This window comes from Legionella massiliensis (genome assembly GCF_000756815.1).
GTDB lineage: Bacteria > Pseudomonadota > Gammaproteobacteria > Legionellales > Legionellaceae > Tatlockia > Tatlockia massiliensis.
Window position 1 is genome coordinate 20,148 of record NZ_CCVW01000005.1, and the last position, 25,401, is coordinate 45,548.

Below are 25,401 nucleotides of genomic sequence, written 5' to 3' on the forward strand. Positions count from 1 at the left end.
ATAACCTAACAGGGTATTTTAAAAGCAATTAATACCAACAGCCCTTATGAATAAAGAACTTAACAGAATAAGCAAATGAGTATGTACTGAAAAAGGCGAGCTAATAAAATAAAATATCCACATCGTCTACGAAAGAAGACTAGGGGTCGGAGATGATAACAAATAAATAATAAAAAAACAGTCTTGACTAACGATTAATATTGATTAATTTTTTCTCCATTAATGCCACTGGCGTCTGAGATATAAGAAACTGACCTTCCTGCAATCGTGCAGATAGGTCAGGATGAAGCGTGTTAGTTTTGAGGAAAAGGGATAACTTGTGCAGTATTCGATTTATCAACTGAAAATGATGGCATCCGGTAGGGAAACGATTGAAAAGGAACTAAATTTGGATACTGTAATAAATGATTCGCTCTGAGATAGTTCAAACATTTAACCCGAATATCGAGTTGAGAAATAAATGTTAGTTCATCCCAATATTTCACTTGTTGCGTCATCATATCCATTATTTTTACAACATCAATGTCGCCATCAGGCTGGCTGTCCCATTCATCGTAATCTTTTGGAAAAACGTTATAAAAGGAAATTTGTAACCTTAAATCAGACTCATTCTCTGTTGGTGGATCATCAAGTGTCTGTATTATTTTTGTTTCGAAACAATGCAGCTTCATTATAGACTACTCTGCGGGCTAGCGAATTGAAGCTCATCATCACTTTTCAAGACGGCCAACTTATCCTTAGGCTTACGCTTTTTAAGTATTGCAACCTCTTCCCTATCGACAGATAGGGTTTTCGGGGCTTTAATTGTAATGGCTAAACCACTAAACTCTCGATTTTCTTCGACAGTCGGCGTGATTATTTCTTGATTGTATTGAATGATAATTTGCTCGTTGAGCGTCATTTGGATTATATCCATTCCTATCTCCATGATTTTCCGATGTGCAAGGTATACGTTGTGTTGCTGGTTAGGAGTATACCCTAACCCTTTCTAACAGTGAACCAAGCAATATACAGGCTATAATGACCGTCCCTCTAAAAACGCCCAGCACGCTTGTCTTAATTGAGCATATTCATTAAAGCTTAAATCGATTAGCCTCTCTCCTGAATGACAGTCTTTGATATGAATGAATTGAACGCTACCGGCTTTTTCCTGCCAATTCATGGTGCAAGGCAGTGGATGAAAATCAAAATGTAACTCGATAGCTAACTCTAAACCGCTATCTCGCTTTAGGAGGACATTGATGAGAAATTGTTGCATGGTTAATTCGATAAAACGGTTCAATCCGATTGTAGTTGAATCGGGTTTATTGTATCAACACCCTGATAGCGTGAGTTATTCACTTTTGTTGAGACGGGATAGCAATGGAGATCTGTACCCGCATAAGGCACTAATAATGAAGTTAGCTCGTTGATAGACGAATTACAGTTAAGCCAAGCCTGTTGTTCCTTCTCAGTTAAAATAACCGGCATTCTGTCATGAATTGGCCTCATCATCTCATTGGCAGAAGTCGTCAATAAACAACAGGATTGAATCACATCTTCCTCACCTGGTGCTTGCCAACTATCCCATAAAGCTGCCACAGTTAACAGCTCATCTCGTTTCACACTCTCTATATAATAGGGTTGTTTCATGCCTAATCGTTGCTGCCACTCAAAAAAACCGCTCATGAGCATTAAACATCGCTTCGATTGAAAAGATCGGCGAAAAGCAGGCTTGACGGTGACTGTTTCCGAACGGGCATTGGCAAATTTATTGCCAATTTTCTTATCCGTTGCCCAAAAGGGTATAAGTCCCCAACGAAATAAAACAACATGCCATTGATTATCAACAGCAACAATTGCTAAAACCATTTGGCTCGGCGCTATATTAAACTGATTGGTAAAATCAGGTAACTTATCAATACCAAACTGTTCACGAACCCAGTCTTTTGAAGTAAACAAGGTAAATCGGCCACACATCGTTGTTTCATCCCTTGAGTGTCTCACTTAAGTGTAGAAAATATCTGGCTAAAAATTCAAGATGGATAGCTAAGCACCTTGATTTATTGCATAGTAGTGCGATAAAAATCCTTTTCCACTAACCCACGCTTGTTTAGAGCAATTTTTATGATCGAAGCCCTTATCCAACAAATCAAAGCCCATCCTGATTATCAACTATTAAGGCGTGTGCCAAATCACTTTGTCAAACGTTCTCCCTTAAAATCTGACTGTTTTAGAGCCTGTATCATCGATTTGGAAACGATGGGTCTTGAGGCTAAAGCCCATGAGATTATTGAATTAGGTCTGCTTTGTTTTGACTTTTCGACAGCTGATGGCATTGTTGAAGTCCTGTCTACCTATAATGAGCTCAACGACCCAGGAAAGCCTATTCCCCCTGAAGTGACTAAAGTTACGGGTATTCGCAATGAAGATGTACAAGGGAAGGCCATTGATTGGACTTTTGTGGCCAATGAACTTAAATCCGCTCATCTTATCATTTGCCACAACGCTGGCTTTGACCGAAATTTCCTTGAATTGCAAACACCTGACTTTGTTAAGCCTGTGGTTGAGGCCCTACCCTTTGCCTGCACGCTAAAAGATATCGACTGGAAAGAGCGCAGTTTTGAAAGTGCTAAACTCGATTATTTGAATTGGAAGCTTGGTTTTTTCTATGATGGCCATCGCGCGCTCAACGACTGTTGGGCGACTTTTAATCTACTTATCCAAGCGGAGGGAGCATTTGATGAGCTAAAAGCCAACGTTCGCAAAAAAGAGACCTTGCTAATCGCTGAAAACGCCCCTTTTGATAAGAAAGACTTGTTAAAGGCACGCAATTATCGCTGGTCGGATGGTAGCGCGGAACTCCCCAAAGGCTGGTATTGTGTCATTGCCAATGACCAGCTCGCTGAGGAAAAACAATGGCTCGATACCGATATTTATGGGCGAACGGGTATTAGTAAGCAGCTGCCACAACTAAGCATTACAGCAAGAACCCGCTATTCGTATCGCGCGCACACCATGAAGTGAGTGAATCCCCTACCCTCTTTGGGTAATGTACGGATTCTCATAGCCTTCGATTGCGGCTACCTTCACAGCCCAGGTCTTTTCCCAGACATCGGGCGGATAGAGCTTATCCCAAGCCTCTAATAATTGCCGTTGTGAGCGGCTTAGTTTTATGGTGTAACGGTCGGCCATGAACAAATTGGCTCGTGCCACTAACCCCTTAATCGCATCGTCAGGCTCGGCCTTGCGCGCTTGCTTATCAATGGCTATTGAACAACCATAAAAGCTGGTTTTATCACTCACCTCGCCGTAACGATAATTCGAACGGGCTTGATTCACTAAGCCTTCGGCAGGCCACAAGTTATACAGCTCCGCTTCTGCTTGCTTAAAGCGTGCATCAATCTTGGAGCAACAGCGTCGCCCCTTGTAGGGTTTCCCCTTGCTTTCACATAAGGCTTCTCGCCAACAAGAAAACTGCTGACCAAAATGCTCCGCGGGCAACATATGTTATGGTGCTATAAATGTGTTACAAAATATTTGTAGGAAATATCAACGAGCTTATTTATTAGACTTCATAAGGATAATCGATCATGCGATTAGTTTTTTCTACATCAGATTTTAAGCTTTATGGAGTAAGTTACGAAAATTTTCCAATCCTACTCAATGCAGAAATGAATATTGTCGAAGAGGTATTATTATTTCTTGTTCAGTATTGTATTAAACGAGGAAGAGTAAACAGCATTAGGAGTTGGGAGGCGTATGGCCAAACTCTCTATGATTATTTTAGTTTTTTAGAGGCCAATGGACTTGATTGGCGCATAAATAAATATGGCGTAAACCACAGCATTCTTGCAGCCTACCGCGATTGGTCTCTTTCTGAAATAAAATTACATCCTAATACGGTTAATTACCGTCTCCGCTATATCATCAAATTTTATCAATTTGCATTTGAAAATAACTGGATAAAATCATTACCCTACCATTTAGAAGAAATACGCATTAATCCATCAAAGCACTTTTTAACTCATGCTGATGGTAGAGGAAACTTCAAATTATCGCCTGATATTTTACTCAAAAAACACCACAGCCCTATAAAGCTATTGAATAAACAGCAAATTAGAGAGTTCTTAACAGCCTTAAAAAACCCTACACAGAAATTGATAGCTCGATTGGCTCTTTGTAGTGGCCTTCGTAAAGAGGAATTAGCTTCCTTTCCCGTTACTTACATATTCAATCCACAAAATTATATTACTTATAAAAGCCTTATTCGTATTCACTTAAATCCTACCGAAATGAAAATAAAGGGAAATAAGCCTCGTGGAATTGATATTCCGAGATCGTTGATGAGTGATCTTTGGCAATATATTTTGCATGAGCGTGCGCAATTAGAGAAAAGAAGCGGGGAAAAACAACCTACACTGTTTTTAAATCGAAATGGCTACCCCTGGGGAAATTCAGGAAAAAGCCTCAATAATTTATGGAAGCATTTAAATTTACCGTTCAAGGTCACTCCACATATGCTTCGACATACCTATGCAACACATACACTCTATGAAATGCGTAAACGTAAATCCCAAATTGACCCTTTATTGTACGTAAGAGAGCGTTTAGGCCATAGTAGCATTTTAACCACAGAAAAGTATCTCCATTATATCAACGATCTGGAGGATAAATTAATGACAGATTACCAAGAAGAAATTGACGAAATTTCTAGCTCAGGTATTTCATGAAACGAAAAAATTTTAAAAGTACGCAAATTTTCGATGGCACAACAAAAACTATTCACATCGACGAAATTATCTTACCGCCCGCTGAAACCATTATTAAATTTCCCAAACATGCCAGCAGCTTAAGAGCAGTTGATTTTGCCCCTTATTATGGTAAGGGATACGATATTATTGTGTATGAATGTCAAATGGCCATTGAAACTTTGTTGCTAGAGCATTCTCAAAGCAATGGAAAAGCACTTACTGTTGATTCTATTTCTTCATACTGCCATGGTTTAAAGATATTTTTTTCATTTTGCCAACACTCTTCGGAAGCATTGAGAAAAGAATTACTTATCGGCGATATAACTAGATTGTTTATTGACCATTTTATTGTTTTTTTGGCAAGTAAAAACTTTCAAAGAGTAACTCAAAAGAATTGTTACACACATACTAAATCAGTGTTAATGAATTTAGTAAAAAAAGGGTTTTTAGATAAAAATATTTTTCCTAGAAACCCTTTCCCCCGTATTAATCGACAAAAAAAGGGGCAGCATCCTTTATCTAAAATTGAACGGGAATCTGTTACCCTCGCCCTAAAAAAAGAATTAAAGCGGATTCAAAGTGAAACAAAGTTGCTATCAAGTTATGACCTAACCATTTGTGTTTTATCAATAGCATTACGAACAGGCCTTAATCCAACATCTATATTGGAGTTAAATACAGATTGTGTTCAACCTCACCCCATTAAAAATAATCGCCAATTATTAATTAGCCACAAAAGACGAGGTAGAAACACCCATATTAAGACTATTCGGAATTCTGATCATAAGGAACGATTAAAAACCATCATGATGGATGTGAGCGATATTATTAACCTAATTAATCACCGTAATCATGAGATTCGTTTAAAATTTAGAATCGCTTATCCCTTATTTGTTTTTCAGTCCAAAGGCGGCAATCGAGGGGCTATTAACCTCTTATCGAATAATACTTTAAACAAATGCATTGATTTATTTGTTATAAACAACAAGTTGCAAAACGCTGATAATCAACCCTTAACCCTCAATGTGATGCGGCTTCGAAAAACATTTGAAAACCGTATCTGGGAATTATCAGGACAAGACCCTTTTGTTACTGCTTCACTAGCAGGTCATACTGTTAAAGTCTCTAATGATTTTTATCTAGAAGCCCCGGATGAAGCAAAACACAATTGGCGATTCATGGGCGAGCTTCGCAACAAAGAATTACTTGCTAATAGTTCGCTGCACTCATTAGCTAATAAAGAGAATACGCCCATTGCTGGTTGTAAAAATTCTCAATATGGTGTTTACGCTCCTAAAGATGGAAGCCACTGCACAAAATTTTTGGCATGTTTTCGTTGTTCTAGCTTTGTTGTAACTGAAGATGATCTTTATCGATTGTTCAGCTTTTATTGGTTACTTATAAATGAGCGTAACTTAATAGGGACAAAAGCCTGGAATCGTTACTACGGTTATATTGTTAATGTAATCAATAACCAGATAATCCCCCATTTTGATCGGCAAAAAGTTTTACATGAGCAAGAAAACGCGAAAATAAACCCCCATCCGTTTTGGCGCTCCAATGAGCAACTCAAACTGGAAATAGAATGAGCACCTTGTCAGCAACAGATTTTCTTGAACATCCTTTAAAAAAGATAAGCTCCATTAACGAGTTATTGTCAGCTTCTAATTCAATAGTTATTAATAGCACACAAGGTAAGGATGGGATTAATCAAATTATTAGTCTATTCAAAGACGATATATGGCGTTTACCTGACAATCTATTCGTTCAGAACCATCCTGAACATATGAAAGTTTTAAATTTTAAAAGAGTTCCAAAGCAATTTCAGCTTATCTCTAAAGTCACCTGTCTAAAATATTATCTAAATGGAAGGGAAGGTTCTATCCGTCCTAGAGGATCAACTACCGTCAGTTTTCTTAAAAATACTCAATTATTTTTTAACTATTTAAACAAGTTAAGAGTTAACTCCCTGATGGATGTCACAGAACTAATGTGTAGTAATTATGTACATGTATGCCGTCAAGGCGTTAACTCAATTACCGGGAAAAATCATTCAAATAAGACCTTAAAAGGGAAATTTTCTTCTATCGAAGCCCTATTTGAGTTAAGCCAAGGAACATTTTCCCCTATGAGAGCGCCATGGCCAGGGACATCCTCCTTTTACTTATCTGGTATTCAAGGTGGCATCAATAAAACTGCATCAACACAAATAATTCCAGACAAGGTCTTAGCCGAAATTTTCTCACTCGCGGTGACCCATCTGAATGATGCTGATTCATTATTAACTATTCGTGATGAAATAGACCAAATTCGTATTCAAAATTTAACTCTTGTTGATTCTGTCATTTGCGATAAAGTAAGTCGCTTTTTAATAAGCCTTGGCCATAAGGGTGGGTTAAGAGCATTTAATCAAAAATTAAGCTTAATTTTAGACAGTTGCTTGATTACAATTTTAGTTACAAGTGGTATTCGCGTCCATGAATTGGCCAGTTTAACAATTAACTCGGTCTATACTACCTTGCATAACGAAGAAACGTATTATTGGATGAAGGGTCGCTCGGATAAAACACATGAAGGGAATACTGATTGGCTGGTCACAGCCATCACTCACCAGGCCATCAAAATAGCAATACGTCTCTTATCGCCACTACACACCGAATTAAATCAACTCATTAAAACAATGGATACGCATAATGTAGTTCAGATCAATAAGCTACAACGTCAGAAAAACATTCTATTACTTAATAAAAAGAATAAACAATTTCATACGCTGTCTTCTCCTGCCATACGAAATAGGATAAATAAATTTGCACAATTTTATGGCATTGATTGGCATTTTACACCTCATCAATTTCGGCGAACTTTTGCAGTCTATGCAGCACAGAGTGCTTTCGGCGACTTACGGTATTTAAGAGAGCATTTCAAACACTGGTCTTTAGATATGACAGCACTTTATGCTCTTAATGAGCAGCAAGATACTGAGCTCTACGATGATATTATGATCGCAATAAAAAGTAATAAAGTTTCAATAGTGGAGCATTGGCTAGAAGAAGATACTTTAATTACAGGAGGGATGAGTGAGCAAATCATTAGCTTCAGAAACAAACATCAAAACGTTAGAACCTACGAATCTCGAAAAAAACTCGCTGAAAATATATCAGAACAAATTCATATCCGAGCGACCTCCGTTGCCTGGTGCACAGCAGATTTAAAAGGTTGCCTAGGCGGGACAGGATTTGAAAAAACTCGTTGTGGGAAATGTTGTAATGCAGTCATTGATGATCGGAAAATTACCATTTGGCAAGAAATTTATAAACAACAATTGGAATTGAGAAATATTTCTGATATCGGTCCTTCTGGCAAGGAGAGAATAGAACGAGACATTCAACGATGTGAGCAGGTTTTAAAAGGGCTAGGCATTCAAATTAATAATGAGGAGGCAACTTCTTATGAATAAGCAATCAAAAAGTGAACTGACAAGACAGAGAATCATACAAGCTATCGTTCGAATACAATATAACCGGCCTAAAGTTATTGCAAAAGACCGAAAACTATCTATTTCGTCTGTAGCACAAGAAGCAGAAATAAGTCGTGCATCTTTACATAATAATTATCCAGATATCATTAAACGGATCCAAGAAATTAAAAGCGCAATAAGCCCTACCCCAATAGATAAAAAAGACTCATCTTTAAAAAAATTGCAGCGTATTAATAAGGAATTAAGGTTAGAAATTCAGCATCTAAATTCGGAATTGAGCAAAATTACATCAATCAATGCTACAATACTTATGGAAAATGCAAGACTTCACTCTATAGTTGATAGTAATAATATCGTTCTTTTGGGGAAAGATAATTGACTACCGGCATATGTAGACTTTGTAACCTTACAAAACCACTGTTAAAAAGTCATATAATACCTAAATTTATATTTACTTGGCTTAAAAAGACATCCTCTACAGGCCGCATTCGATCTAGCCAAAATATGAACAACCCCGTGCAAGATGGACTTAAACTTCCTTGGCTATGTTCTAATTGCGAAGAACTTTTCTCCCAATTTGAGAAATATTTTGCAGATAATGTTTTTTATCCGCTGCACAATGGTCAGAAAAGCGTAACCTACAACAGTACCTTACTTAAGTATGCTGTCTCTATTGCGTGGAGAGTATTAAATTACCAAATTGAAAACAATCAAACAGAGCATCTTAATCAATCCTTATTAACAACAAGTACCAATGCTCTTTCCACATGGCATGATTACTTATTCAATAAAACAAATAGCCTTGGTGAGCATGAAGTACATTTCTATAATTTTTTAGTCGATATAATTACACCAGGTAGCAATTTACCTACAAACATTCATCGTTATTTGCATAGAGCCGTAGGGTTTGATCTAAAAGCTAATGGTACAGTCGCTTTTATTTATATAAAGTTACCTGGAATAATAATTATTGCTTATATTATGCCGTTCCCTTACATCAAGGAACTTCAGAAGACAAAAATTTGTATCAATAAAGGTAAAATTGAACCCATAAATGGAGATTTTCCTCAGGCATTGTGGGATATTATTACTGAAGAAGCAGTTAAAACCGAGAAGCTGCAGAGTTCGATATCGCATAAACAACAAGAAAAAATAGATAAGCTTTATCGAAATAACCTACCAAAATCTGCCAATTCTGAAACAATAAAAGTTATTTCGAAAGATGTAAAACTCTTTGGAGCAGATGCGGTGTTTAAGAAAGAAGAGTAATTTTTCTTATCTCAAGCTACTATAGAGCTGACAACATATATCCAATACATTTAGCGCGCTTTTTCTCTTTTGCTTCTTACCATGATGCTATAGTGGCATTTTTTGCTCATGGGAACAGCTACCTAAGTTTTATTTTTTTGGGTTTCCCATTGGCTAATGTACGGGTTTGGATATCCTTCCAGTTCCGCGACTTTCTCAGCCCAGGTAAGCTCCCAAATCGTGGGGGCAAACTGCCTATTCCAAGCCTGAAACAATTGACGTTGGGCGGAACTCAAAGAAATCTGATAATAGTCGGACATAAAGAGGTAGGCGCGCGCCACAATACCTTTTACCTCATCAGCCGGCTCGACCCGTCGCAAGCGCTTATCTATTTTAAATGAACACCCATAATAACGGTCATTCCCAGGTAAAACACCAAAGCGGTAATTGGAACGAGCTTGATTAATTAAGCCTACCGCAGGCCATAAGTTATAAAGTTCAGACTCCACATGCCTAAATTGAGCATCCACATGCTCACAGCATTTTCGCCCTTTAAACGCCCTACCCTGCGCATCAGTGCATATGGGGATACGCCAACAGTCAAAGTGTTGGCTAAAGTGCTCCACTGCCATAACATGTTCTATTTCGATGCGATTCGCCCTGCTTTTTGTCCCTGCCTCGCTCATGCCACAGGAATCAAGATGCACCGTTTTATCCTGATAAGTACAACCGCAATAAATCGTTTGTGGATGATTTTTAAATAATTGCTGGACTATTTTTTTAGACTGATTAAACGAGTTTGGAGATTCGGCCCATACAAAGTGACTCAGACATAGGACACTATAGAGTAAAAAACGCATCCTCAACTCCTGCCCAAAATTAGGTGCCGAAGTGTACTGCATCCAACCCTTAAAGCATAGGCCCAAGTGCCAACATTTGAAGGCTGATTTTTAGGTTGATCCGGGTATATGCAACAAAGTTTGCAGTCGTGCTTTGCTTACCAATTCCATGACGGAATGAAATATTCCACAATGGAATTAGCAACTTCCATAATTCCATAGCTACTAGTGTTATCATTCCGCCCCGTTAGTTAACAACAATTTTTTTGGAGAAGTAAGATGTTGAGTAAATCAGAGCAATTAAAGGTGGAGCGAGAAGCGTGTACCTTACTGGATCGCTTACCTATTACCATGTTTGGCGCGAGAATTCACAATCCAGATGGACCCAAAAGAAAATCCTATGATATTCATCCCTATACCAAACAAGGCTCAGGTGTGTCTTGTACTATCACTTATACTGATGATGAAACCGGTGTTATTCAGGTACTTCACGCCAGGAAGCCTAACAAGGTCAATTACGAGCAGATAGGTGGTTACACACGAGGTCAAGGTCCTGCTGGTAGTGAAGTAAATTTTGATACTCGAAGTGAAGATCAAAGAGATCAGGAAGAGGAAGCGCTTATCGGAAATCTTAATGCAATAACTCTGACTGATGAAAAAGCATCGGATAAGCGCACATCATCCTATAGTTTGAAGCAATTGCAAGAAAATTCTTATAAAGGGTTTCTTCAACAACAAGGTGAAAAATTAGGAAAAAAAATTAACCCCCTAGTCATGAAAAAATACTTGGCTGATGCCGGTATTAATTATACTAATGACTATAATGCCTGGGAAACAGCGCTCCGTGAAGCTCAAGAAGAAACTGGCTTAAATTTAATGGAGCATAAGCCTCGTGAGTTGTATACCTCTGATGATTTTGGTGTGACTAATGAAGAGAGATTGCATACCAAGGTAACTCATTATCTGTTTCATCTAGGTCGTTTAAAAGAGCCACCTACCACCAAGGCAGGAAGCGATATTGCAGAAGTAAAATGGGCCCCAGTTCATGCTATAAATTTGAAAAAAAATGATTTAGAAGGAATGCCTCTGCGAGAAAGCTATTTATTACAAACCTTACCTCGCGCTATTAAAAAAGTAAGAGAGTTGGAACTTAAAAAAGTAAGCAACAAAATCTTTTTAAGTTATGAAAGTATCGGTGAAAAGATGGATTTAGATCCTTATTCTTTTGAAGCACACGAGCACCACCAAAAGGTTCTAACAAAGGCTCAGCTTTTGAGTCCGCAAGTAGCAGAGCTAATCAGTAAATTTGACTCAGCTAAGTTAGATAGCTCTATAAAACTTGGATCCTAATAGGGCCAAGGGCCCCACAACGTCATCCCTAGGTACCACGTGGGATGACGTATGATCGGGGCATAAAATACCCATCAAATGAATAATATTTCGTAGCTTGTGTGCATGCGAGTTCTTTTTACGATAGCAGAATAGAATAATAATTTTTTATAACACGTTGCTAAAGCGCCTTAACATATGTTCGAATTCAACGCGGCTCGCGCGTTTTTTATCAGCCGCCTCTTGCATCTGACAGCTCGCTAAATCAATGTGCTTGTTCGCATCAAAGGCGCAATGGCAATATAGCGTTAGACGATGTTCTGCAAAAAGCTGAGTAGCTATTCGCTTTGCCTGTTGGAACGAATGAGGCGGCTCAGCAAATAACGCTAAGGGCAATACGAGTAGACTGACTAATAATCGCAGTTTTTGCAGGTTAAGAGTGAACAACTAAAAACTCCCGATGACACATTTAAGTGTGCAGCAGTGTACGCCTGGCGCCCTCCCCTATCAATGTCAAATCAAGCTTTGACTATCGGCAAATCTGACCATCTTGTTGTGTAGGCTGGTGATTTTAACTCAGCTCGCATCGCCCAGGGCTTGGAATACCCTTCTGCAGCTAGGCGAATCGTTTGTCTGCCGTATTTGTGATTAATGCCCTCGATAACCTTCATGACTCGCTCATAATTAGCGATGGCTTCATCACTAGGTTGATGAAAGATATCCAGTTGCCGCGGGTTCTTAGGAATCAAATCCTCTAAACAAACACCGACCTTTTTGTATTGGTAGCCGCTACGATACAGTTTCTTTAAACACAGTTTTGACACTTTGGTGAGCAAGCTTAAGTCATCGCTGGGATTAATTAATTTAAAATGCATGCTCTTACAGTATTGCGGCAAATCGTCGCGAAACGAGTTGGTCTGCACAAAGACAAACAGCGCTTGCGCAACAAGCTCTTGTCGCCTTAACTTCTCCCAAGCCCTAGCACAATGTGAGCTGATGGCCTCGGCAATGGGTTCGAATTCAGTTTGCATCCCGCCAAATGATTTGGATGACATAATGGATTGTTTAGGCTCTTCAACGAGAAGCTCCGCGCAAGACCGGCCCTGCAGTTCCATGGCAGTTCGCATCATCACCACATTGTATTGTTTTTTTAATAAGTGGGCGTTCATTTGCGCTAAATCAAAGGCCGTATAAATCCCCTGCCCCACTAGTTTCTTATGCCATTGCCGCCCTATTCCCCAAACATCACCTACCCCAATACGCTTAAGCCACTCGCGTTGATGGGTGATGTTAAAGACCGGGATTTTCAATTCCTTTTTGCAGATGTGATTCGCGACTTTCGCGAGTGTCTTGGTAGGGCCAATACCTATTGAAGTTGGAATCCCTGTTTGTCTAAGAATACGCTGTTGCAGCTCAAGGCAAAAGGAATCATGCGAGTCTTTAGGCAGACTACTTAAATCAATAAAGGCCTCATCAATCGAATAGATTTCAACCGCATCCCAAGACTCTTGGATGACTGACATGACGCGATGCGATAAATCCCCGTAAAGGGTGTAATTCGATGAAAATATCTTAACCTTGTGCTGTTTGCATAAGGCCTTCACTTGAAAATAAGGCTCGCCCATTTTAATGCCTAGGGCTTTCGCCTCATTGGAGCGCGCAATCACACAACCATCATTGTTCGATAGGATACAAATGGGCTTGTCTTGCAAATCAGGCCGGAACAATCTCTCACAGCTAGCGTAAAAATTATTACAGTCAATGAGGGCGAACATGATTAACTCGCCTGATGAATGACAAAGGTCACAACACCCCAAATCACCAATTCAAGGTCTTCGCTAATATCAAGTGGTGGATAGCGGTCATTATCCGGCAATAATTGCACGCGCCCATCGTGAATTCGCAGTCGCTTAACTGTCAGCTCACCATTAATCGCAGCAATAACAATTTTCCCCTGCGCTGGCTCAAGACCTCTATCCACAATCAGTAAATCACCCGAATGAATGCCTGCGCCAATCATTGAATCGCCTGATGCCCGTACGATAAAGGTACTCGCTTGGTGGCTAATCAGATACTCATTTAAATCAATATGCATATCGATATAATCATCGGCAGGCGATGGAAAACCTGCACGCACAGTGCTGGCATACAAAGGTAATTGATGAGGTGTTCGACTTTCAAGGAAAGCAAAAACTCCCTCAAAGCGCGAACCGGGTATTGCTAGTTGTTTTGTCGACTCTCCATATCGCCCACCTTTTGGCCTCCTTGCTCCAGGACGATAACCGCCTTTCGCCATCATAAAAGCCTCTTTGATTGTTGTCACATAAATCAATGGTAGGACGAATTTTCATCACTGTAAATTGCTGTTTGCGAGACATGCGCCCAATTGCGGCCTAAGCGATGGATTGTTAATGAGAAAATTTTTATTCAAAAATGAAACGTCATTTTCGGGGTGCCGGGCGCGCTAATTTGTTAACGCGCTTTCGCAGGAAAGGGCTAGCCCTTGAAAAATCAACGGATATTTTCTGAGCAAGCCCCTTATTTTACTCGCTCTTCTCAAGCAGGTGTTTTCTTGTTGCTCTTGTTATTTTTTGAATACAATTTCCACTCTTTATCCTTTGATAACACATACTTTGCGGCTTCCTCAAAGAACCTATCTGTGCCATTTATATCAGCCCATGTGCAGTAGTCTTTAATTTTTTCATAAAGCGAACCATCGATAGTGAATTTTACTTTTTCTTTATTGTTTGCATCGTTTATAGATAGTAATGGCACCGTAGCCTCCAAAATTAGTTTGATCAAAATTAATTAACGACCAACTCAATGGCAGAGCGGGCCGCACGACCTCCAACCTTACACTTTTTTTATTTGACAACCAACCGTCTGTATTTGATTATTGTAAAAATTCAATGATAAATTAAGGTGCGCCCATGAATAAGAAAGAATTAGTTGCCGCAATTAGCGAAAAATCCGAGCTTAGCAAAAAAGACTCCGAGCAAGCGCTAAGCGCGTTACTTCACCACTTAACAGACACATTGGCTAAAGGCGACTCGATTGTCTTGCCTGGTTTTGCCAGCTTCTCGGTCAAAGAACGCGCTGCTCGAACAGGACGAAACCCTGCAACTGGGGATGCCCTCGAGATTCCTGCATCTAAAACCGTTAGCTTCAAACCGCTCACTAAATTAAAAGAAGCGGTGAATATTGAATAAATCAAATTCGCAGGGAAAAATCCGCAAAACCCATCCAGACCAAGGTATACCCTGTAATTGCCGAGGTCTGGTGGCAAGAAGAAAACAACTGCTTTTTATACGTTGACAGGATATAAAGACCAGGGTGACTCAAAACGCCTTCCAAAACGCGCTATACCCATGAAAAAGGGCTCGATGAATCGCAATGAATTGACTGAAATGAGTATCATAGAGCCTGTAACGGGTAACGCCTGGTGACGTGTTTTTTCACCCTGCCCTGGGTTCATTATCTGCATTTTAACCCCAAGGAATGTTTTCATAGTGCACGTTTTGAGAAAGACACACGCTATTATGTCATCCGCCTGGAGAAAGACTTATTAGGCGACTGGACGCTTTGCCTGACCAATGGACGACTTAAGTCCAAACTAGGACAAACTCGCATTATTGCCTTTTCAGGATTTTTCGAGGCCTATGACCATTTTTGCCTAATCGCTAAAGAACGTTATCAACGCAACTATCAGTTAACCACCTACCACACAGACGACGCCATTCACCAAGCCCTGCTGTTATCGCTATGCCTCGCAAAAACTCCTAATCCTGTACAACAGAACAATAGCCGAGCAGGTAAAACGCAAGTACGCAGCCAATCAAACCCAAGAGCAACCGCCCTGCCCCAAGGCCTACCTTCCAAGCAACTGTTATTCGATTTTTAAGCCCGAATACTGTTAATTAATGAACAAATATCGCTATTATTGAACGAGTTATCCCCAAGATATTTCTTACACAAGAAGAAGAAAAAGCCTTAATGACTTTTTTATGGGCTTCCTAGACAATGTTTTTGATGGCGGTTGTTGGCTTTTTAAAGACCAAGAGGGTTGAAAGGATACCGGTACAAGGAAGCACCGGCCACAGGATGTGAAAGCCAGCAACTGACCAACCAATGAGGTCACTACTCTCAGAATATATTGGTGTTAAAGCAAGTTAGAGCCGCGCAATGGAAACAGCCCAATCAACGTATCCCTCTTTCACTCGTTGCTTCTACGCCCCTTAAAGTTACTAGTTAAAGGGAATCATTACTTATGTTAACTCTCCATTCAACGGAAGCAGAAATCGTAGCCGCCTTTGAAACTTATGGCCCTATTACTGTTCTGAATCAAAGCCCAGACGAACTAAGGCAGCAAAAGAAAGTGATGCAGCTTGCGGTTCGCATCGACGGCTTAGCATTAACCCTTGCATCCCCTGAGTTAAAGGGTGATAAAGAACTGGTGATAGAAGCTATTGAACAATCCTTAGGCTGGGCGGTTTTTAGTGCCTCAGCAGAACTCAAAATTGAAGACGATATTGTAGAGCTCGTTAAACACTTAAACGCTTGGGCTTATTATTACTTATATGAATCCCCTGACAGATATCACTATTTTAGAATACCTGAAGAGTTGGAATACGAGGTCATTGAAAATATTAAACGAGCAGAACTCGCCACCTTATTAAAATACCCAATGTGGCTATGCCGTGCGCCTTTCTTCATTAGGGACAATACAAAAATAGTGCAGTTTCTAGTAGCAAAATACGGTTTGGCATTGGGGTCTGCCTCCGAGCGTTTGCAAAATAATTTCACCGTCGTCAAAACAGCCGTCACAGAAAATGGTAAAGCACTTGAGCGTGCGTCAAGACGATTACAAAACAACCCTGAGCTGTTAAAGTTAGCCGCCTGGAATAGCGGGATTAACGGCTGGTTCTATTATGGGTCTAAATTGGGGTATCTTGCCCTGACTAAAGACAGTACCGATGAGGCGACTATAGCGATTGATTTATCGGTTGATGAGGCCTTAGACAGCTTAAACAAAGAAATTAAACGTCAAAAATACACCCTTAGAACCGGGCTAATGACCGTGAATGACAATATCCAACAAACGATTGCAACGCAAGATAAAATTGGCGAATCGCTGCGCCTCGCAGTAGCCACCAATGAGGCGCTCGGCCATGAAAATGAGCGGCTTAAGGAACAACTTGCCACCACAGGCAATAAACTCGATGCCACTGCAAGCTTGTTACAAGAAAAAGATGACGAGTTGGCTCATCTAGTCAATGCCTTGCGTATCGTTGAAAGCGCGTTAACCCAAAAAGACGGGCAGCTAAGTGAGACTGTTGCTGGTTTACAAGAAACTAAGGCCCGCTTTGATGAGCAACTGGAGCGGTTAGATATCACTCAGGGCGTAATTGATGGGCTCTCCATTGATAAAGAGAAGGCGCTGGAGAGAGTCGCGACAGCCGAACGGCGCGCTGAATTACTTGAAATCAAGAATAAAGAGCTTGCTGAATCGTTACAAGCATCGAAAGCACAAATGGCGTCAATGGATAAAAAAACAACCTTCTTTGAAGAAGAGGTTATCCAATTAAAAGAAGAAGCAAGTAAATCCCGCGAACATGAACAACAACTTAAAGATAAAATAAGGGGTTTAGAAACGTCGCGAGCCCAGTTACTAAGACTATTAAAAGAAACCCAACATTTGGCTGTGGACGATAACCCAGATGACAAAGCCTCTTCACGCCGTGAAAGCTCATCGCGTTTTTTTTCCACAACACCCTAGCAAGGAGACGTTATGAGAGCCAGGCAAATTATAGACGGCGTGTTGGCCGTCGAGGAAGTCAAAGAAGAGGTCTTGCGTAAAACACAAACAGCCATTTTTGTAGAAGAACAAATCGAACAAGAAAAAAAGAAACGCGAAACAGAGGTTTCGGATATCCTTGAGCGCCATGATGACGAACTGCAAAGCCCATTTTCAAAAGTGGCGCAATGGGTCGGAGAGATCGCCTGGTACAAGCATTTAATCTTGCTAACCCTGGTGGTTGCTGCCGCAGCAACCGTAGGGATTTTTTTAAATGCTATTGCGATTTGCGCCATTGCAGCCGGCGCGCTTTATATCGCTATTGTAGGCTTATTGAAATTACATCATTACTATGACCAAAAGCGCTTCAACGAAACAACAAAACTCGCTGTCTATGCCGAAGAACGACTTAACGAGGGCATTGAAGAGGCCAAAGAGATGGGGGCAGAATTGCAAGACTTGGCAACTGGTCTTCAAGGTGCTAGTAACACCATGGATGCCAACAGCCAGGCCTTTGCAGCACAAGCACAGATTCAACTAGAGCAAACCCAGTCTACTCAACAGTTGAATCAGCAACAGCACCAAATACTGGCAGAACTTCAAGACACTCATGCAATCATCGACCAAACAAGTGAGCGCATTAGTGAAGCTTGGGAACCCCTGCACTCCAAGCTTGCTGAAAATGTCGCTCTTTTAGATAAAGCTCAACAATCGATTACTCAAAGTGCCTCGACAATTGCCCAATCGACAGTCTCATCAACCCTCGTGCATGAAGAACTGGCTCAAAATGTTAATGCGTTTGCCAGCAGAGTCGATAGTCTAAAGGAAAACGCCTCTATAGGACTTTCTCTAATAGACCGACTAGAGCAAAGTACACAACGTGTATGGGAAAGCACAAAAGAAGTTGACCAGGCAAATAAAGAACTTCAAGAGGTATTAACAACAACGTCCGAGAAAAATTCACATCGCGACGACGTCATTAAAGGTTTTGCTGAAAATCGAAAGCTCGCAGAAGAAGACCGAATACGTCGCGAGCAAACGATGAAGGAGTTAGAACAAAACGAGCGTGAATTCCAAGAAGAGCTAGTAAGAGTTATGGGCAGAGGAAGGTCTAAAGAGAAGTCTCATCGTCTTTCATATAGCGCTTAAGAAACTAGAACAGGATTGCATGACATTCCCCTGAAAAGTTATTGAGAACAATGTGAGTCATTTTGTGGTTTTATAATGCATACTGAGTTGATGGGATTATCTTTTTGAGCCAGTAACCCATCAATTCGCTTTGCCGTCTCTGAAATTTTAGCATCTGATAACAGGGTATAAGCGGGTAACTCGACAGCAAATTTCTCCTTCAGCATGGTCACTATATGCATAGCCAACAATGAATTACCGCCAATTGAGGTAAAGCTATGATTAATGCCTATCGGAAACTTAAAAATTGTTTCCATGATTTCAAGCATATCTTTTTCAGTGGTTGTACTGGGTTCTTCTATTTTATTAAGCGAATAAGCGATCGGTTTGTTATATTTCTCTAATTTTTTCCTATCAATTTTACCACTATCAGTTAAGGGCATTTGATCAATAAGATTAATCACCGATGGCACCATATGAGGTAGCAATCGTTCTTGAAGAAAGGAATAAATAAGATTAACTACTTTCTCATCGCTATCCTCTTCAAGCACAATAAAGGCCTCGAGATGGCAAACTGCATCAAAGCCTTTCCTAGCAATGACACCTGCTTCTCGAACCCCTGGATATTTGACTAATTCTAATTCAATTTCTTGAGGCTCAACCCGAAATCCACGAACCTTTAATTGCTCATCTTTTCGACCAAGAAAAACAAGGTTGCCATCAGGAAGAAATCTCGCCATATCCCCTGTTTTGTACAATCGAGCACCCTCTTCCTCACTCAAAGGATCTAAAATAAATTTATCTTTAGTTAATTCACTTTGATTGATATATCCCTTTGCTAGAGAGACTCCTCTTATATAGACTTCTCCGCTCTCACCAGGCATCACAGGTTGTTTACTCTCATCTAACAGCAGAATTTCAGTATTGAAAATCGGCCGTCCGATAGGCGGATAATCGGGCCAGTCACTTGTTTTTTCAGGAAAGGTAAACGCAGTAACCACATGCGTTTCAGCGGGACCATAATAGTTTAATAGTTTGCACGAGGTATGATTCGTAAAGAATGATAAAATTGCCGGATTAATGGTAAGTTGCTCTCCTGCAACAATAACCTCTTTTAAGCTATTGAAATGACTTCTATCGATGGGTGTCGAAGTGAGAACTTTTAAAAACGATACAGGGAGAACTAATTGTTGAATACTATGTTGTTTAACTAAGTTTGACAATTTCCAAGGATCTAGGCGCTCCTCTTCTGAAAGTAGTACAAGAGTACCGCCTGAGCCTAGAGCTGAAAATATTTCAATGAAACTCATATCAAAACTTAGGGTTGTAAATTGCAACACATTTCTTTTTTCAGAAATTTGTTCAAAATGCCAACTCATTAAATTAGTTAATGCTCTATTAGGCAACATAACACCCTTAGGTTTACCTGTTGAGCCAGAGGTGTAAATCAGATAGCCAAGACTATCTAAGTCCACATTCAACTGTGGATTCGTATCAAACTCTGCTGATGCAAGGCCCAGAATATCCTCAATAAAAAATACATTTTTTGCTGTAAAGGGCAACTTGTTTTCCAAGGCTCTATGCGTTAATACGACTTCAGCACCGGAGTTTTCAAACATATATTGCAGACTCTTCCCAGGATAGTTCGAATCCAAAGGTAAATAGGCACTACCTGCTTTAAGGATCCCAAGCAGACCAATAATCATTTCACTAGAGCGCTCAAGATAGAGTCCAACCATCGTATTAGCACCAAATCCTTTATTTATCAGAAAATGGGCCACTTGGTTTGCATTAGCATTAAGCGCATGATAAGACATTTGCTCATCACCATTGACCAAGGCAACGGCATCAGGAGCCTGAACCGCTTTGCTCTCAAAGAGCTGATGCACATAAGCATTGGGAAGAGGAACGGTATCAATATGCTCTATCTTTGCTATCGCAATGTCATCATAACTCTCAATATCAGTTAATGGATTGTGACTGACCATAGATCTTTCTTCTTTTAAAGCGAAATGATTGTCTTTTATTTTTAAATAGTCATCGATTGCTACATCCTGTGATTGCCTCACTTGCTCAATATTGCCGATTGTTTGACTGTAATCAGAGACAATGCCATGCAACTCGGATTGCTGGATTAAGACCCGTTCGCCCAAGGTAGTATTTAATGCTTTATTCACAATTTCATAGTACTTATAACGCGCCCAAAGCGAGGCACGATATAATTTGGATGAGTTGGTTTTAGTGAATTGATAATCGGTGAATGCTAATAGAAGGCCGTAGGTCATGACTTCTCCAACCAGTGCTTGGCACCAATACTCCTTTGAAAATTGCTTATTCCCCAATGCGTTTCGGCGAAAACACTTCGCTTTGACTTGTGAAATTGTCCGATTTATTTCCTCAAAAAGCGCCTCTTGGTTTAGTAATTTGGAAATAAAATGTTCAAGTTTAGAATTCATATCCAAAACGCGTGAGCCTAAGTACATATTTAAAGCCTCAGTGGGGCCTTCAAATATTCTAAAAACTCGTGCGTCTCTGAAATATTGTGAGACGCCACTACCTTCTTCATAACCCCTGGCACCTAAGAGCTGAACTAATTGATCGGTTATCTCACCTAGATATTCAGAACCTAAAATTTTCGCAACGACGAAGGCTTCTTCCGGCACTAAGTCAGGCTCATCATCATAAAAACTAGCAGTGGAGAAAACAACGTTATCAAGCGCTTCAACAATTGCGGTCATCTCACTTAATCGGACTAAGGTCACTGGATTATCGATAAGTAAGCCCGTCACTACTCGCCGCCTTTCGGCAAAACGACTCATTAATTGTATACAACGCTTCATACTACCGATACTTGCAGCTGCTAAGCATAACCTGATATACATCATGTTATCTTGAGCAATTTCCATGCCCTGCCCTGATTCGCCTAACAAATTTTCCGGTGTAACTTCGATATCTTCAAGATAAATAGTATGTTTAGAAAAGCCACGCAAGCCCATGGTCGGAGAAGCAGCCCCTATATGGAGCCCTGGTGTATTGCGAGGAACTAGAAAACCACTCATCCCAACCCAACTATTGTTTGCATCGAATTGTTGGACGTAAATTGCAATAAGCTCGGCAGAGTTTGCCATCCCTACCCAGCGCTTGCTACCTCGGAGTAACCACTTACCCTCTTGATGCGGAACAGCCATAGATTTCATTGCCCTGGGATTCGATCCCGCTTCCGCCTCAGTCATAGCACCTGAGGTAAATAATCCCCCTTTAGCCAGTTTAGTTAAATACTGGTTTTTCATGCTTTGAGAGGCATAGTTTTCTAAGGTATGAGCACCCTGGATGACTTCAATCAGTATTGTAGATAGCGTTAAATCGATAGCTCCGAGTTGTTCAATGACTCGAAGCATATCAAACAGTTTGAGCTCTAAGCCCCCATATTGGCGGGAAACGTGCATCCCAAAGAACCCTTCTCTCGCTAAATCCATAAAAACATGTGGCGGAAAAGAGCCCTGTGCATCAGCAAGATTAGAATCAATTTGTGTAGGAGCATAGTCACGCAACCAATTGATTAAAGTATCCGCAATTTCTCTGCTTTGGCTATAGTTCATAGGGATTCCTTAGAGGTAAGATCAATCAAATTATCCTTCGACGCACGATCTATATCTGTAATTCAAAAGGCAAATTCTACAATATTTCACTATAAAAGTGCATAAACAAATCAAACAAGCAAAAATTAAACTGATTTGAGACGACAAAATACATATTGGACATGATAATAACCATATGATTTTTCGATAATTAGAATCTATCAGCCAAAAAAGACCTCTTTATAGAAGTATATAACTTAATTTTTAAGCCAATGTGTTTCTTATAAGCTAAACTTGTATAAAATATATTTCATGAAGAAGCGTAAAAGGAATTAAACGTGTCCGGGACTAAGCCTATTGATTTTAAAACCGCTTCGCAGCTATTCCTAAAACATACAGATAATTTATGTTTTGTATTATCAAATACCCATACCATACAAGAAGTAAGCGCATCATTATTAAAAATGCTAGGATGTAAAAAGAAAGACATTCAAAATTGCCCTATTACTGATGTATTTGAAAAATATTCTGTTCAATCATTTATTAATACAAAACTACCTATTAGAAAGCTCAGTACCACCGGATTTATATCAAGCAATCATAAAGAACTACAAATCAAGTGGGACATTATTCCTATTTATAATAAGAATGATGAGGTTGAGCAGATTTATATCATTGGGAAGCAGCTAGCGGATTCCTCTAACAGCCAAGTAGAACATTTACAGCTGGAAAATATAGTGCGATACGCTCCTGGCTTTTTTTATTGGAAAGATAAAAACAGTATTTACCTTGGCTGTAATGATGAGTTTGCTCAATTAGCAGGTTTACAATATCGAAGTGAGGTCGTTGGCAAATCAGATTTTGATCTGATATGGCGCGAAAGAGCACAACTATATGTCGATATTGACCAAACCGTTATGAGGACTGGAAAGCCAATATTGAACCATGAAGAAAAAATTACCATTTCAAATAACAGGACGATTACAGCCATTACCAACAAAGTACCGCTAAGGGACAGCAAAAATAATGTCATTGGCATGATGGGCATTACAACGGATATTACAAAACAAAAAGAAATTGAAGAAGCTCTCGTTCTGGCTAATATTGCAGCCGAAGAAGCCACCCTACTTAAAACTAATTTTATTCAAAATATGCAGCATGATATCAGAACTCCAGCCTCTAGCGTCTGGGCCGTTTTAGATAATCTCGTTCAGAATCGTCAAACGCCTGATGAAGAACTGCTTACTATGTTAAGAAATAGTTCGAAGCAATTATTAAGCATCTGTAACGATGTCATAGACTTTGACCGAATCGAAAATTCCATAGTCCCTGTTCTTTCAAAGCGTTTTAATCTCCGTCAATTAATTAACAACGTCATCGAACTCAATCAAATAACCGCTTTTGATAAGGGATTGACTCTATCGTCAACCATCGATAGGGATATCCCTGAGGTTATAAAAGGTGATGAGCGCCGATTGAGTAGGATATTAATTAATTTATTAGGTAACGCATTAAAATTTACGCATAAGGGTTTCATTCTACTATCAGTCAGGCTTATCGAGGCTTATGAGAAAAATTATATTTTACAATTTATACTACAAGATACAGGGATAGGCATTCCCCTTGAAAAACAAAACACAATTTATGAAAAATTTAATCGTTTAAATCCCGCCAACCGAAATACCTATAATGGCTCAGGTCTTGGTCTACGAATTGTAAAAAAATATGTCGAAGATATGAATGGAGAAATCAATGTTCAAAGTGAGCCTGATAAAGGAAGCATTTTTTATATTGATATTCCCTTCGAAAAAGCGTTGGTTGCAAAAACATATGACAGTATGACAGTTACTGAGACTCATCGGGCAGTTAATAAAAAGTTGGCGCCTATATTAGATGAGGAAGAGCCTAGTGAAAGTCTTTCTACTGTGACAAAACTGGATATTAACAAACTAGATGTTCTTCTCATTGAGGATGATATGTTAGCAAGAAAAATTGGGTTAATATTATTAAAGTCTCTTGGATTAAATGTCAGTACAGCTATCGATGTTGCCAGTGCGATCAAATCCCTTAATCGTGCAAAATATGACTTTGTTGTCGCAGATATCGGCCTACCGGATGGCACAGGAATCGATGTCATAAATACAGTCAAACAAAATAAAAACGCAATTAATTTCCTAACCCCTTTTATAGCGCTTACTGCGAACGCTGATACAAGTACGATTGAAGCATGCAAAGAAGCGTGCTTTCTCCATGTTTTGGAAAAGCCATTAAAAACGCCACTTCTACAGTCACTGATAGAACAATTTGTGTTGGTACCCTATCAAGGTTCCCCTTGTGATATCAACGATGACAGTAATAAACCCTTAGGTGCCGATTTACCTGCATCGGAAAAAGAATTATTTGAAATCACACAATATCCCTTATTCGATTTAACCAATGCCATTACCACTCTTGGCGATGAAGGAATCTTGCGCGAACTATTGAAAGATTTAAAATTTAATATTCCACATGAAAAAGCAGAAATTGAACGAGCACATATCAACAATGACTGGAAACGAATAGAAGAACTTGCTCATAAAGCCAAGAGTGGCGCTTCTTACTGTGGTACTCTCCGTTTAAAGTATGCTTGCCAATACCTGGAGCGTTATCGTAAAGCGGGTTACACTAACCTATTAGAAAACCTCTACCAACAATTACTTAAAGTTTATGATGATACAAAATTGACCATAGAGGAGTGGCTTGCAAAGGAATAAGAACTTTATCATTTATAAATCCTAGCGTGAAAGCAAGTGGTGAAGCTCTAAACCATAGTACATACTTGTCCGGAACATGAACTCCACATGGATATCCACAGATTTTGTGGATATCTATTTTATTCACATCATTCATTTAAATAATGAGGAGCTGATGTTAATCAAGATTATTTTTGGCTATAATAAAAACCAAACCGCTATTCTATCAATTAGCCCCCTACCCTCTTAGTTATTCAATATCTATGTACGCTATTAAGCATACATCCTTTTGCTGTTTAATACCTGTTGCTTATTTTCCCTCTCAACATCTTGTTCTATGAGCTTTTGACGATGATAAAGGTGTTCTAATTCAAGTTTAACAATCCGAATCTGCTCCCGAATTATATCTATATCCTCTTGGCATGATTGATGATGAAGGCTTTTTGTTAACTTCTCACATAAATCCTGAGTTTGTTGCAAGCGTGCGTGACTAAAGACACCTCTTTTGTTTAGCCTGTAGCCTCGATGATTCTAAGAGGTCG

The 25,401-nt window shown here is 39.6% G+C and carries 24 protein-coding genes; 12 read left to right on the forward strand and 12 right to left on the reverse strand.

What is annotated here, in order from left to right; genetic code table 11:
• Positions 1–293: 293 nt before the first annotated feature.
• From BN1094_RS17840 to BN1094_RS17855, 4 genes are all read right to left on the reverse strand, one after another.
• Positions 294–671 carry a hypothetical protein gene (locus BN1094_RS17840; protein ID WP_044012631.1) on the reverse strand — a complete coding sequence of 126 codons (378 nt, stop codon included), beginning with the start codon at positions 669–671 and terminating at the stop codon, positions 294–296.
• Positions 671–916, reverse strand: coding sequence for a hypothetical protein (locus BN1094_RS17845; protein WP_044012632.1), 246 nt, complete (start codon positions 914–916; stop codon positions 671–673). The genes BN1094_RS17840 and BN1094_RS17845 overlap by 1 nt, the downstream gene beginning before the upstream one ends.
• A 99-nt stretch (positions 917–1,015) precedes the next feature.
• Complete coding sequence (locus BN1094_RS17850; protein WP_044012633.1) at positions 1,016–1,258, reverse strand: hypothetical protein; 243 nt, start codon at positions 1,256–1,258, stop codon at positions 1,016–1,018.
• A 20-nt stretch (positions 1,259–1,278) separates the two neighbouring features.
• Complete coding sequence (locus tag BN1094_RS17855) at positions 1,279–1,959, reverse strand: SOS response-associated peptidase (RefSeq protein WP_044012634.1); 681 nt, start codon at positions 1,957–1,959, stop codon at positions 1,279–1,281.
• 147 nt (positions 1,960–2,106) lie between these two features.
• Here BN1094_RS17855 and BN1094_RS17860 point away from each other — a divergent pair, with 147 nt between their 5' ends.
• Positions 2,107–3,006 (forward strand): 3'-5' exonuclease, encoded by a 900-nt coding sequence (locus BN1094_RS17860; RefSeq protein ID WP_044012635.1) that lies wholly within the window; start codon positions 2,107–2,109, stop codon positions 3,004–3,006.
• A 9-nt stretch (positions 3,007–3,015) separates the two neighbouring features.
• Here BN1094_RS17860 and BN1094_RS17865 read toward each other — a convergent pair whose 3' ends face one another.
• Positions 3,016–3,486, reverse strand: a complete 471-nt coding sequence (locus tag BN1094_RS17865) for an endonuclease (RefSeq protein WP_052403376.1) — start codon at positions 3,484–3,486, stop codon at positions 3,016–3,018.
• Between the two features lie 86 nt (positions 3,487–3,572).
• Between BN1094_RS17865 and BN1094_RS17870 the strand changes: the two genes are divergently transcribed.
• Genes BN1094_RS17870 through BN1094_RS19035 form a run of 5 tightly spaced genes read left to right on the forward strand, consistent with a single transcriptional unit; the run spans position 3,573 to position 9,480 of the window.
• Positions 3,573–4,712: a tyrosine-type recombinase/integrase gene (locus BN1094_RS17870; RefSeq protein WP_044012636.1), complete on the forward strand. Its 1,140-nt coding sequence runs from the start codon at positions 3,573–3,575 to the stop codon at positions 4,710–4,712.
• Complete coding sequence (locus BN1094_RS17875) at positions 4,709–6,322, forward strand: phage integrase SAM-like domain-containing protein (RefSeq protein WP_044012637.1); 1,614 nt, start codon at positions 4,709–4,711, stop codon at positions 6,320–6,322. The genes BN1094_RS17870 and BN1094_RS17875 overlap by 4 nt, the downstream gene beginning before the upstream one ends.
• Positions 6,319–8,190 carry a tyrosine-type recombinase/integrase gene (locus BN1094_RS17880; protein WP_052403377.1) on the forward strand — a complete coding sequence of 624 codons (1,872 nt, stop codon included), beginning with the start codon at positions 6,319–6,321 and terminating at the stop codon, positions 8,188–8,190. The genes BN1094_RS17875 and BN1094_RS17880 overlap by 4 nt, the downstream gene beginning before the upstream one ends.
• A complete protein-coding gene (locus BN1094_RS17885; protein WP_044012638.1) occupies positions 8,183–8,590 on the forward strand; it encodes a hypothetical protein in 408 nt (135 codons plus the stop codon). Before BN1094_RS17880 ends, BN1094_RS17885 begins: the two co-directional genes overlap by 8 nt.
• The gene (locus tag BN1094_RS19035) at positions 8,587–9,480 is read left to right on the forward strand and encodes a hypothetical protein (protein WP_141650515.1); all 894 of its coding nucleotides are present in this window, start codon (positions 8,587–8,589) and stop codon (positions 9,478–9,480) included. Before BN1094_RS17885 ends, BN1094_RS19035 begins: the two co-directional genes overlap by 4 nt.
• A 122-nt stretch (positions 9,481–9,602) precedes the next feature.
• On the opposite strand, the gene BN1094_RS17895 is transcribed toward BN1094_RS19035, so the two are convergent.
• On the reverse strand, positions 9,603–10,319 hold the full coding sequence (locus tag BN1094_RS17895; protein WP_044012639.1) for an endonuclease: 717 nt from the start codon (positions 10,317–10,319) through the stop codon (positions 9,603–9,605).
• A gap of 49 nt (positions 10,320–10,368) precedes the next feature.
• Complete coding sequence (locus BN1094_RS19945; RefSeq protein WP_176695322.1) at positions 10,369–10,536, reverse strand: hypothetical protein; 168 nt, start codon at positions 10,534–10,536, stop codon at positions 10,369–10,371.
• Between the two features lie 41 nt (positions 10,537–10,577).
• On the opposite strand from BN1094_RS19945, the gene BN1094_RS17900 reads away from it, so the two are divergent.
• Positions 10,578–11,648 (forward strand): NUDIX hydrolase, encoded by a 1,071-nt coding sequence (locus BN1094_RS17900; RefSeq protein WP_044012640.1) that lies wholly within the window; start codon positions 10,578–10,580, stop codon positions 11,646–11,648.
• A 147-nt stretch (positions 11,649–11,795) separates the two neighbouring features.
• Here the strand turns inward: BN1094_RS17900 and BN1094_RS17905 are convergent, their stop codons facing one another.
• The 4 genes from BN1094_RS17905 to BN1094_RS17920 form a co-directional block, all read right to left on the reverse strand.
• Positions 11,796–12,074 (reverse strand): HNH endonuclease family protein, encoded by a 279-nt coding sequence (locus BN1094_RS17905; RefSeq protein WP_044012641.1) that lies wholly within the window; start codon positions 12,072–12,074, stop codon positions 11,796–11,798.
• Positions 12,075–12,145: 71 nt separating this feature from the next.
• Positions 12,146–13,402, reverse strand: coding sequence for a Y-family DNA polymerase (locus tag BN1094_RS17910; RefSeq protein WP_044012642.1), 1,257 nt, complete (start codon positions 13,400–13,402; stop codon positions 12,146–12,148).
• A gap of 2 nt (positions 13,403–13,404) precedes the next feature.
• Entirely contained in the window at positions 13,405–13,926 is a 522-nt protein-coding gene (locus tag BN1094_RS17915) for a LexA family protein (RefSeq protein WP_483805269.1), read from the reverse strand.
• Positions 13,927–14,183: 257 nt separating this feature from the next.
• The gene (locus BN1094_RS17920) at positions 14,184–14,402 is read right to left on the reverse strand and encodes a hypothetical protein (protein WP_044012643.1); all 219 of its coding nucleotides are present in this window, start codon (positions 14,400–14,402) and stop codon (positions 14,184–14,186) included.
• A gap of 155 nt (positions 14,403–14,557) precedes the next feature.
• Here BN1094_RS17920 and BN1094_RS17925 point away from each other — a divergent pair, with 155 nt between their 5' ends.
• The 4 genes from BN1094_RS17925 to BN1094_RS17945 all read left to right on the forward strand — a co-directional run bounded on the left by BN1094_RS17925 (position 14,558) and on the right by BN1094_RS17945 (position 18,570).
• Positions 14,558–14,836 (forward strand): HU family DNA-binding protein, encoded by a 279-nt coding sequence (locus BN1094_RS17925; protein WP_044012644.1) that lies wholly within the window; start codon positions 14,558–14,560, stop codon positions 14,834–14,836.
• Between the two features lie 233 nt (positions 14,837–15,069).
• Positions 15,070–15,528: a hypothetical protein gene (locus BN1094_RS17935; protein WP_052403379.1), complete on the forward strand. Its 459-nt coding sequence runs from the start codon at positions 15,070–15,072 to the stop codon at positions 15,526–15,528.
• A 366-nt stretch (positions 15,529–15,894) separates the two neighbouring features.
• Complete coding sequence (locus BN1094_RS17940; RefSeq protein ID WP_044012647.1) at positions 15,895–17,403, forward strand: DUF4116 domain-containing protein; 1,509 nt, start codon at positions 15,895–15,897, stop codon at positions 17,401–17,403.
• Positions 17,404–17,415: 12 nt separating this feature from the next.
• Positions 17,416–18,570: a hypothetical protein gene (locus tag BN1094_RS17945; RefSeq protein WP_044012648.1), complete on the forward strand. Its 1,155-nt coding sequence runs from the start codon at positions 17,416–17,418 to the stop codon at positions 18,568–18,570.
• Between the two features lie 38 nt (positions 18,571–18,608).
• Here the strand turns inward: BN1094_RS17945 and BN1094_RS19040 are convergent, their stop codons facing one another.
• Complete coding sequence (locus tag BN1094_RS19040) at positions 18,609–22,148, reverse strand: amino acid adenylation domain-containing protein (RefSeq protein ID WP_052403380.1); 3,540 nt, start codon at positions 22,146–22,148, stop codon at positions 18,609–18,611.
• Positions 22,149–22,465: 317 nt separating this feature from the next.
• Here BN1094_RS19040 and BN1094_RS17955 point away from each other — a divergent pair, with 317 nt between their 5' ends.
• Positions 22,466–24,880: an ATP-binding protein gene (locus BN1094_RS17955; RefSeq protein WP_044012649.1), complete on the forward strand. Its 2,415-nt coding sequence runs from the start codon at positions 22,466–22,468 to the stop codon at positions 24,878–24,880.
• Positions 24,881–25,401 lie beyond the last annotated feature (521 nt).

Coding starts and splice junctions, on each gene's coding strand:
- BN1094_RS17840 (WP_044012631.1), bottom strand. CDS start 671: ATGAAGCTGCATTGTTTCGAAACAAAAATAATACAGACACTTGATGAT.
- BN1094_RS17845 (WP_044012632.1), bottom strand. CDS start 916: ATGGATATAATCCAAATGACGCTCAACGAGCAAATTATCATTCAATAC.
- BN1094_RS17850 (WP_044012633.1), bottom strand. CDS start 1,258: ATGCAACAATTTCTCATCAATGTCCTCCTAAAGCGAGATAGCGGTTTA.
- BN1094_RS17855 (WP_044012634.1), bottom strand. CDS start 1,959: ATGTGTGGCCGATTTACCTTGTTTACTTCAAAAGACTGGGTTCGTGAA.
- BN1094_RS17860 (WP_044012635.1), top strand. CDS start 2,107: ATGATCGAAGCCCTTATCCAACAAATCAAAGCCCATCCTGATTATCAA.
- BN1094_RS17865 (WP_052403376.1), bottom strand. CDS start 3,486: ATGTTGCCCGCGGAGCATTTTGGTCAGCAGTTTTCTTGTTGGCGAGAA.
- BN1094_RS17870 (WP_044012636.1), top strand. CDS start 3,573: ATGCGATTAGTTTTTTCTACATCAGATTTTAAGCTTTATGGAGTAAGT.
- BN1094_RS17875 (WP_044012637.1), top strand. CDS start 4,709: ATGAAACGAAAAAATTTTAAAAGTACGCAAATTTTCGATGGCACAACA.
- BN1094_RS17880 (WP_052403377.1), top strand. CDS start 6,319: ATGAGCACCTTGTCAGCAACAGATTTTCTTGAACATCCTTTAAAAAAG.
- BN1094_RS17885 (WP_044012638.1), top strand. CDS start 8,183: ATGAATAAGCAATCAAAAAGTGAACTGACAAGACAGAGAATCATACAA.
- BN1094_RS17895 (WP_044012639.1), bottom strand. CDS start 10,319: ATGCGTTTTTTACTCTATAGTGTCCTATGTCTGAGTCACTTTGTATGG.
- BN1094_RS19945 (WP_176695322.1), bottom strand. CDS start 10,536: ATGATAACACTAGTAGCTATGGAATTATGGAAGTTGCTAATTCCATTG.
- BN1094_RS17900 (WP_044012640.1), top strand. CDS start 10,578: ATGTTGAGTAAATCAGAGCAATTAAAGGTGGAGCGAGAAGCGTGTACC.
- BN1094_RS17910 (WP_044012642.1), bottom strand. CDS start 13,402: ATGTTCGCCCTCATTGACTGTAATAATTTTTACGCTAGCTGTGAGAGA.
- BN1094_RS17915 (WP_483805269.1), bottom strand. CDS start 13,926: ATGATGGCGAAAGGCGGTTATCGTCCTGGAGCAAGGAGGCCAAAAGGT.
- BN1094_RS17925 (WP_044012644.1), top strand. CDS start 14,558: ATGAATAAGAAAGAATTAGTTGCCGCAATTAGCGAAAAATCCGAGCTT.
- BN1094_RS17940 (WP_044012647.1), top strand. CDS start 15,895: ATGTTAACTCTCCATTCAACGGAAGCAGAAATCGTAGCCGCCTTTGAA.
- BN1094_RS17945 (WP_044012648.1), top strand. CDS start 17,416: ATGAGAGCCAGGCAAATTATAGACGGCGTGTTGGCCGTCGAGGAAGTC.
- BN1094_RS19040 (WP_052403380.1), bottom strand. CDS start 22,148: ATGAACTATAGCCAAAGCAGAGAAATTGCGGATACTTTAATCAATTGG.